An 8,193-nucleotide genomic window follows, 5' to 3' on the forward strand; every position below is an offset into this window, starting at 1 on the left:
TAGTTAAGGGAAAAATTTATCCCCTGGTCGTTTGTTATCCGACCTAGGGTGATGTCGTGCTCAGATTCAACAATGCTCGGGCGCTCAAGGCGTAGGACCTTGGAGCGCAAGTACCGAGCATGTCCCAATGTACAGAATATTGGTCAGATGCTGCACCCAATATATGCCGACCGGGCATATATGGGTTTCCGCTGAACCAGAAATGGGTTGAAGTCCTTATCTAGGCATCAGGACTCTAATCGATGCAAATTACAGACGAACCCTTTATGGGAAAATTATATTAATTCACACAAAGTCGATGCAACACGCCACTAGTTGATGATTCAAACACATATCGAACGAAGGACCGAGCGATGCGCGTCGTAGCGCGGCTGTCCGCGCGAGTAGACATCGCGTACGACAACGCGTACCATCATAAGCTCCGCGGACGGGTATGGCGGGCGCTCGACGGGACGGAGTACGAGACCGCACACGACACGAATGAACCACCGGGATTCACATTTTCGAACCCCTTCCCGCCCGGCGATATGGTGGAAGGTGACGAGCGAACACTGCTCGTCGCCTCGCCGGACGAGGAACTGCTCGCGCACGTTGCGCGTGACCTTCAGCGGAACCCCGAGCTGAACGTAGGCGAGATGCCCTTCACGGTCGACGACCTCTCGGTAATCGAGCCCGATGTCGGTGAGCCGGGAAGCACTGGCGTCCTGGAGAGCGGAACCGGACTACTCGTCCGGATCCCGCCATGGCGATGTGAGGAGTACGGCATCGACCATCCCGGCGGTGACACGGCGACGTTCTGGCAACCAGAGTTCGGGATGGAGCCGCTCAGAACGCAGATTGAGTCCAATCTCGACGCCAAACATGGCCGTCACACACCCGACCACCTTCCCGGCCCGAGCGAGTGCTCCGGCGAGCTCTTCGACGGCTACGAGCTGATCAAGACGTTCGCGGTGCCTCTCGAGGTGACACAGGGACAGACGATGACGTACGTGCTCAGCAAATGGCGACTTCCGTACACGGTTCGCGACGACCACCACCGTCGCCACCTCAACCTTGCGCTCTCGTGCGGGCTCGGCGAGCGGAACGGGCTCGGGCTCGGGTTCCTGAACATCGCCGAGAAGCGAAGCCCGTTCGGCGAGCCGGATCCAGAGGTGCATGGCGGATGAGTCTGCTTCCAGAGCCGGCGGAGTTCAGGAAGGTGTACAGTGACGACAAGGAGCTTGCCGCCGAGCTGCCCGATCGACCAATCGCCTCACTGCGCGACCTCCAGTACCTCTACGGCCGTCTCTACACGCTCGCGACCGCCGGTGGCGGCGAGTTCGCGCCGTACCTCACGCCAGAGAAGTCGACGGACCTGTTTGGCGAGCCGGAGAGCCTGGCGATCCTCCGTGTGGACCTCACGGATGACAAGCCTGCACTCGACCCGGACCGTCCGGTCGAGTTCCGGAGCTACTCGCATGAGGACGTAGAAGCAGTTGCACACGCGTGGTACGACGCGGCACGAGGGTTCGACCACAGCGTCACGCACCGTACTGGCGCCGGCAAGGAGCCGAAAAAGGTGGCCGAATACCTCTACCAGCGACTTACCTACTGGGCAGCCGACGAGGTGATCCAAGAGGCCGCCAGCGAGCACGAGGACGGCTGGATCATCGAGGCACTCGCCGAGCTGGGTGAGCGGGACAACATTAAGGAGACCATCGTCGATGCCGTCAAAAAACAGCTTGAGGGATCGACGACGGCGCTGACGACCGTCGCAGTCAAGCTCGAACCCGGCGGGGATTACGAGTTACCAGGCGCGTGCGGGACCACGGTATTCAACGAGGCGATGCGTGCGCGCAAGCGCTCGAAGCTCGTTTCGAAGAACGCCGCGACCAACTCCATCGGCCAGGCAATGGACCTCGTCACGGGGCGAGATGGGCTGACGGTCGGGACCGCAGAGGACCCGCTGAACTACTTCCTCGGCAAGCAGCTTGAGAAGTTCCCCGGACTCGACCCCGACGAGGCGTGGCGCTCGCATCCCGTCTCGGAGGACGTCGCCGTCACGCTGATGAACGCTTCGACGTTCATCGAAGCCTGCCAGTACTACACGCTGGAGTCGAACGTCTACTACCTGCCGTATTTCTTCGGCCATCCGACGCCTGGAGATGCGCGGGAACTGTACACTGCGCTGTACAAGGTGGCGGACGAGGAGGATCTGACTCCGGTCGAGCAGATGTACAGCGACTACAACCCTCAAGAGTGGGACGACCCGGACGGAGACCGGCTCCAGTTCTACGTCGCCGCCGTACTTCAACACCAAACCAAACGGTACGACGTGTTCGGCGACGAGATGAACGCCTCGCTGATGCACCCGGTCGAGCTCGCTCGCGAGCACTGTGCGATACTCTCCAGTTGGGCGTTCGACGACGACTCCGAACTCCTGCACCCAGACGTTCGACCGGCGCTTCCCGCACACGAAGAGTGGTCGTTGCTGCGCCCAGATGTGGAGACGATGGTCGGCTTGATAGCCGGCGGCACCTACTTTCGGTCGACGTTCGCGAATCCGGACGACGACGATACGGTTTCTGCGGACGACCTCCGTATCCAAGCGCTAATCGCGTCGCTTTCGGGAGGATCGATTCCCGTCAAACGCGTGCTTGAGGAGTACGCTGGCCGTCTGATCGAGGAGAGTGACGAGGACGACGAGGGCTTCCCTTCGATGTTCGTCGCGATGCAGCACGCACAGCTGTGTGCGTTCGCGGCGGCGGGTCTGCTGGCGGGCGAGGACGAATCGTTGACGAAACCGGCGGAGTACACGACATCTCAGATGCAACACGGCACGACACAACGCGCTCGAACCGACGGTGGATCGAAAGCCGTCAAACGAGCACAGAAACTCGAACAGTTCCTCGACGACACGCCGGCGCTTGCGCCCGAGAACCCGCAGCGACGCGGGGGATTCCTGCTCGGCGTACTCGTCGGACAAGTCTCCAGCTATCAGCAGTCCTCGGAGAACCGGTCGACGACGCTCGTCGACCAGTACTCGATCAAGTCCGTCACCGGCTCGAAGATCGATCGGCTCGCGAGCGATGTACTCGACAAGAACGTCGTCTACTCCCGCGAGAACCGGATGAGTTCGACGATGTACGCTGAAGTTGTCGACGAACTCGTCGAAACACTCCCGCGCGCGGAGCGCGACGGCGGCTGGGATATCGACACAAGCGAGTTGCGCTACTACTACGCGCTCGGCGTCGCCTATGGCATGAACAACTGGATTCCAGACGAGGAGGCCGACGAACAGACTGACGACGATGCACCCACCGACACCAATGAGTGAACACGCCTACGCTGACGACGAGTACGAGGCCGTTGAGAACCGTTCGGAGATCGTTTTCTGTTACGACGCGGTCGACGCCAACCCCAACGGGAATCCTCTGAGCGGTGCGAACCGACCCCGAATTGACCCTCGGACAGAACAGGCAATCGTCACGGATGTGCGGCTGAAACGCTATCTGCGTGACCAGCTCGACGCCGACGGCCACGGCGTCTATGTCCGGAACGTCAAAGGAGAGGGTGGCAACCAGGCCCAGCGATGGGAGCTTCTGGAAAACTGTCTCAAGTCGCTCGATCCGGACGAGTGGGACCTTGATGATCTCGACGAGGAGGAGGCGGCCGAGCTCCGTGAGGAGGTGTTCGGTGCCTTCCTCGACGACGCCGCCGACGTGCGTTACTTCGGGGCGACGATGAGTATGGACATGCAGGGAAACTACGAGGGATTCGAGGACTACCTCCCGGACCACTTCACGGGACCCGTGCAGTTCTCTCCGGGGAAAACGATTCATTCAGTTACCGAAAACGAGGAGTACAACAGCCTGACGAGCGTTATCGCGACTGGCGCCGATAAGGAACAAGGTGGATTCGATCTCGACGACCACCGGATCCAGTACGGCTTTATTGCGTTTCACGGACTCGTCGATGAGCATGGCTCGGACGACACGAAGCTGACGCCTGCGGACGTCGAGCGCCTCGACACGCTCTGCTGGCGAGCGATCAAGAACCAGACGATTAGCCGGAGCAAGGTAGGCCAGGAGCCTCGCCTCTACCTCCGCGTCGAGTACGCCGACGAGGGGTTCCACATCGGCGGGCTCACTCGCGATCTCGCCGTCGACGAGTCGACATCGGAGCCGATCGACGAGATCCGGAACGTTCGGGACCTCACGGTCGATCTGACCGACCTCGTCGAGCGGCTCGGCCGACACGCCGACCGCATTGAGCGCGTTCGTGTCGTGACGAGCGACGTGCTGGACGTGACTGTCGACGGTGATCGTCTCACCGCCGGCGCCGAGGTCGGCGACCACGGGCTCCACGATGCCCTTCGTGACGCGGTCGGCGATGACGCCGTCGATGTGGTCGACGTGTACGACGAGGCCGCCGAGACGATGCCGAGCGCGAACGACTGATGACTCAGCACTCGCTCGACGACTGGGACGACGACTTCGGCACCGAGTCAGCTGAGTGTCTCTCGTTTGAGCTCCGTGGCCAGTGGGGACACTTCCGACGCGTTGAGGGGAACATCGTCAAGCAGACGTACCGGATCCCGCCGCGGACGACGATTGCGGGGATCATCGCCGCAATTCTCGGGCTCGATAGGGACAGCTACTACGACGCCTTCGCTTCCGAATACTCCGGGATCGCAGTTCAACCGATCGAGGAACTGCGTACGATGAATCTCCCGCAGAACACGCTTTCAACTGCGAAAGAGGATATGAAGACGGTGCCGACACGCGGACACGCACGAATTTCGATGCCGGACTCAACAAAATTGCGCCAGCAGCACAACTATGAGGTGCTCGTTGACCCCGCATATCGGGTCGACATCCAACTCGACGACGCAAAGTTGTTCGGGGAGCTCCGAACCCGCTTGGAGGAGGGTACGAGCTACTATCCACCGAGCCTCGGGCTGTCGGAGTACCTCGCCGAGGTGGAGTATATCGGGACGTTCGATGTCGAATCATGTGAGGCCGAGGATACGGATGTCGACTCCGTCGTCGTCGAGGCGGTCGACGATATCGAACTTGCTCCAGGGAACCCCGTTCGTGTCGAACGCTCACCAGGATTCATGGTGGCCGACGCTGGCGGGCGCACGACGAAAAAGTTCCTCTCGCTGGCCTACTCGCCGGACGCGGAGCCGGTCCACGTCCATGATGTCGAGACATCTCGCGTGGACGGACGGCGGGTGATGTTCAGTTGAACGGACTCGACATCGACGCACCACCGTCACACCTTCGAGAGCTCGACGGCACTGACGTGCCCCTCGACGAGCACCTCGCGGACGTCGCCAAGCGAATCCTGGAGTTCGTCCCAGAGGGAGCGACAACCGCGGACGGCAGCGCCGTCGCCGATGTAGGGCAGCGGATCGCGTGGATCCACGACATCGGAAAGCTCACGACGTGGTTCCAAGAGCACCTACATGCAGACGATGACAATTCCGATATCGACGGTCCGTCCCACCATGCGCCACTCGGTGCGCTCGTGGCGTACTACACGCTTGATACCGCTGGGTTCGAGGACGACGTCCCGTTAGTCGGTTTCCTCGCGGTTGCGAGACACCACGGCCAACTCCCGGACACGGCTGACTACGTCCGGAAAGCGACCGTCGAGCGCGACGAGGGGCCGCTCCGCCGACTGTTCCGCGAGGACATCTTCGAGCAGGTCGCAAACATCGACACGAACGAATCCACCGTCGCCGACACCCTGATCGACCGCTCGACAGACGGAGAGGGTTCATGGAAGGGGTTCTGTGAGTGGCTACACGAGATCCACCAGCAGGACCGATTTACGCCGATCGGTAAGCACGTGCTTGGCGGTCGAAAGCTGTCCTTCAAAGAACCCGAACAACTGTCCGAGGAGTTCTACGACGGGGTTCTCCAGATCTGGAGCGCGCTCGTACTCGCGGATAAGACGAGCGCCCGTCATTTGACGAGCGAAGTGGACCTCCCGTCGGAGAAAGTGTACGGATCACCCACACCGAGACGAACTGCGATCGACGCGAAAGTTCGATCGCTCCAGCGGGATGCAGAGCGATCGGGTGTGGACGACCGGACCCGCTCGCTGAACGAGAAACGGGAACGAGCACGCCAGGAGGTTCGTTCTCGAGCGGAGACCTTCGCAGAATCGGGTGATTCCGTCGCAACGCTCACGCTTCCGACGGGGTTTGGAAAGACACTCACCGGGCTCGACGCCGGACTGACCGTTCTCGACCGGAAACCCGGTACTGGACGGCTCGTGTATGCGCTTCCATTTACGTCCATTATCGATCAGGTGGCCGCAGAAAGCGAGTCCCTGTTTGATGTCGACTGCGCCGACAGCGGCCTGTTGACCGTCGACCACCACCTTTCCGAGACGCGCGTGCCGCTCCCTGACTCGCCCGAGGAGGTGCCCGACGACTCCCGTGCGGATGCGGAGTCAATTCTCGGCGAGAGCTGGCGATCGGGAATGGTCGTGACGACGTTCGTGCAATTGTTCGAGAGTCTCGCGGGACCGGGCAACGTCCAGTCGATGAAGCTACCGTCCCTCTACGACAGCGTTGTGGTACTCGACGAGCCGCAGGCGCTTCCGCATCGATGGTGGGCGCTCGTCGAGCGACTTGCTCGTCTGCTCGTTGAGGAGTACGACGTGACGGTAATCGCCATGACCGCCACTCAGCCGAAGCTGTTCACCGGAAGTGAGAACGATGAGACAGCAGAGCTTGTTCCTGACCCTGGACGATACTACGAGGGGCTCGACCGCGTCCGATTCGAGCTCCACCCGTCTGTGGAGGCTGCACTCGATAGTGAGCCGGATCCGATCGATTATGACGGTGCCGGCGAACGACTGGCTGCAGTCGCGAACGAGGGTGCGTCCGTCCTCTCGATCTGCAACACCATCGACAGCGCGCGCGAACTAACCCAGTCGGTCGAACAACACGCCAACCCGCTCGTAATCAACGACGTGTATGACCACGTGCTCGCGAACGAAGGTGGGAAACCCGACGACATGTCTCCCGAGACGACCGTCGAGCGAGCAGTTACTGGCTGGAGCGGTGACCGGCCGCTTCTCGTTCACCTCACGACACGACATCGGCCCGTAGACCGTCAGCATCTCATCGACGTCGCCATCGAGCTGACGGAACGTGACCTCCCGGTCGTCTTCGTCTCGACGCAGCTCGTTGAAGCGGGCGTTGACGTGAGCTTCGACCGCGTATTCCGGGACTTCGCCCCGCTGGACAGTATCGTTCAGGCGGCGGGTCGATGCAATCGGTCGTTCAATCGCGACACAGGTCTCGTGACGACCTGGGTCCTCGAACCGCCGGAAGGGAGAGAACGAACGCCATCCACGGCCGTGTACGACCACGGTGGCGACAGCCTGACGAAAATCTCCGCGCTCTCGCTCGTCGAGGTGTACGACGGGGAGCCGATAGACGAGTACACCGTCACGCGGACCGCAGTGGAGTCCTACTTCGCGAAGCTCGATAAGCGCGGAGTCGGGGACCCAGAGTATCTCGAGTACATTGAGAGGGCAGACGCCGAAACACTCGGACGCCTCTCGCTGATCGACGAACAGCCGGCGGTCGAGGTCATCGTCACGCGCACAGATGCGGAAGCAGAACACGTTGAAGAACTTCGAGACGCCTACCGCGAATACGATTGGGAGACAGTCGAAGCGAAGACAGAGTTACTGAAACCGTTACAGGTTTCCGTGCCTATGTATGGACGCGACGATGAGGAGTTGTTCGCTCACTGCGGGCGGGTCTACGGTGAGGATGGTCGCCCCCACGACGAGGATGGCCGCCTCTACATCGACGCTCGGCAGGCACGGTTCGACGACTACTTTGACACGACCGAGGGTGTCGTCACACCCGACGACTCCGTGGAGGCGCGCCTCTTATGAGCCCGACAGACGGAGCAGACGGGGGCAAAAAATCCGGTGATACTGGAGCTAGCATCGACGGCGTGGATCCCGTCGAGCGCCTCCGACAAACCATCGCCGGCGAGCGCGACGACGAACCCTTCCGCGTGACGGGCGTGATGATGCAGTACTACGTCGTTTGCGAGCGCGAGCTGTGGTTTGCCAGCCGATATTTGGAGATTGACCGGGAGAATCCGTCCGTAGTTCGTGGCACGCGCGTCGACGATACTGCTTACGAGGAGGAACGTGAGAACCTCTCGCTTGGGA

At 61.2% G+C, this 8,193-nt stretch carries 6 protein-coding genes; all 6 read left to right on the forward strand.

Annotated elements, in window-relative coordinates:
- Positions 1 to 353: 353 nt before the first annotated feature.
- On the forward strand, positions 354 to 1,166 hold the full coding sequence (gene cas6, locus RH858_RS15265) for a CRISPR-associated endoribonuclease Cas6 (protein WP_310562339.1): 813 nt from the start codon (positions 354 to 356) through the stop codon (positions 1,164 to 1,166).
- Positions 1,163 to 3,316, forward strand: a complete 2,154-nt coding sequence (gene cas8b, locus RH858_RS15270) for a type I-B CRISPR-associated protein Cas8b/Csh1 (RefSeq protein ID WP_310562340.1) — start codon at positions 1,163 to 1,165, stop codon at positions 3,314 to 3,316. Before cas6 ends, cas8b begins: the two co-directional genes overlap by 4 nt.
- A complete protein-coding gene (gene cas7b / locus RH858_RS15275) occupies positions 3,309 to 4,439 on the forward strand; it encodes a type I-B CRISPR-associated protein Cas7/Csh2 (protein ID WP_310562341.1) in 1,131 nt (376 codons plus the stop codon). Before cas8b ends, cas7b begins: the two co-directional genes overlap by 8 nt.
- Complete coding sequence (gene cas5b, locus RH858_RS15280) at positions 4,439 to 5,230, forward strand: type I-B CRISPR-associated protein Cas5b (RefSeq protein WP_310562342.1); 792 nt, start codon at positions 4,439 to 4,441, stop codon at positions 5,228 to 5,230. The genes cas7b and cas5b overlap by 1 nt, the downstream gene beginning before the upstream one ends.
- Positions 5,227 to 7,908, forward strand: a complete 2,682-nt coding sequence (locus tag RH858_RS15285; protein WP_310562343.1) for a CRISPR-associated endonuclease Cas3'' — start codon at positions 5,227 to 5,229, stop codon at positions 7,906 to 7,908. The genes cas5b and RH858_RS15285 overlap by 4 nt, the downstream gene beginning before the upstream one ends.
- A gap of 53 nt (positions 7,909 to 7,961) precedes the next feature.
- The coding region (locus tag RH858_RS15290) for a Dna2/Cas4 domain-containing protein (RefSeq protein ID WP_310562345.1) at positions 7,962 to 8,193 on the forward strand (232 nt) is incomplete at its 3' end.

This window comes from Halalkaliarchaeum sp. AArc-GB (genome assembly GCF_031432225.1).
Lineage (GTDB): Archaea > Halobacteriota > Halobacteria > Halobacteriales > Haloferacaceae > Halalkaliarchaeum.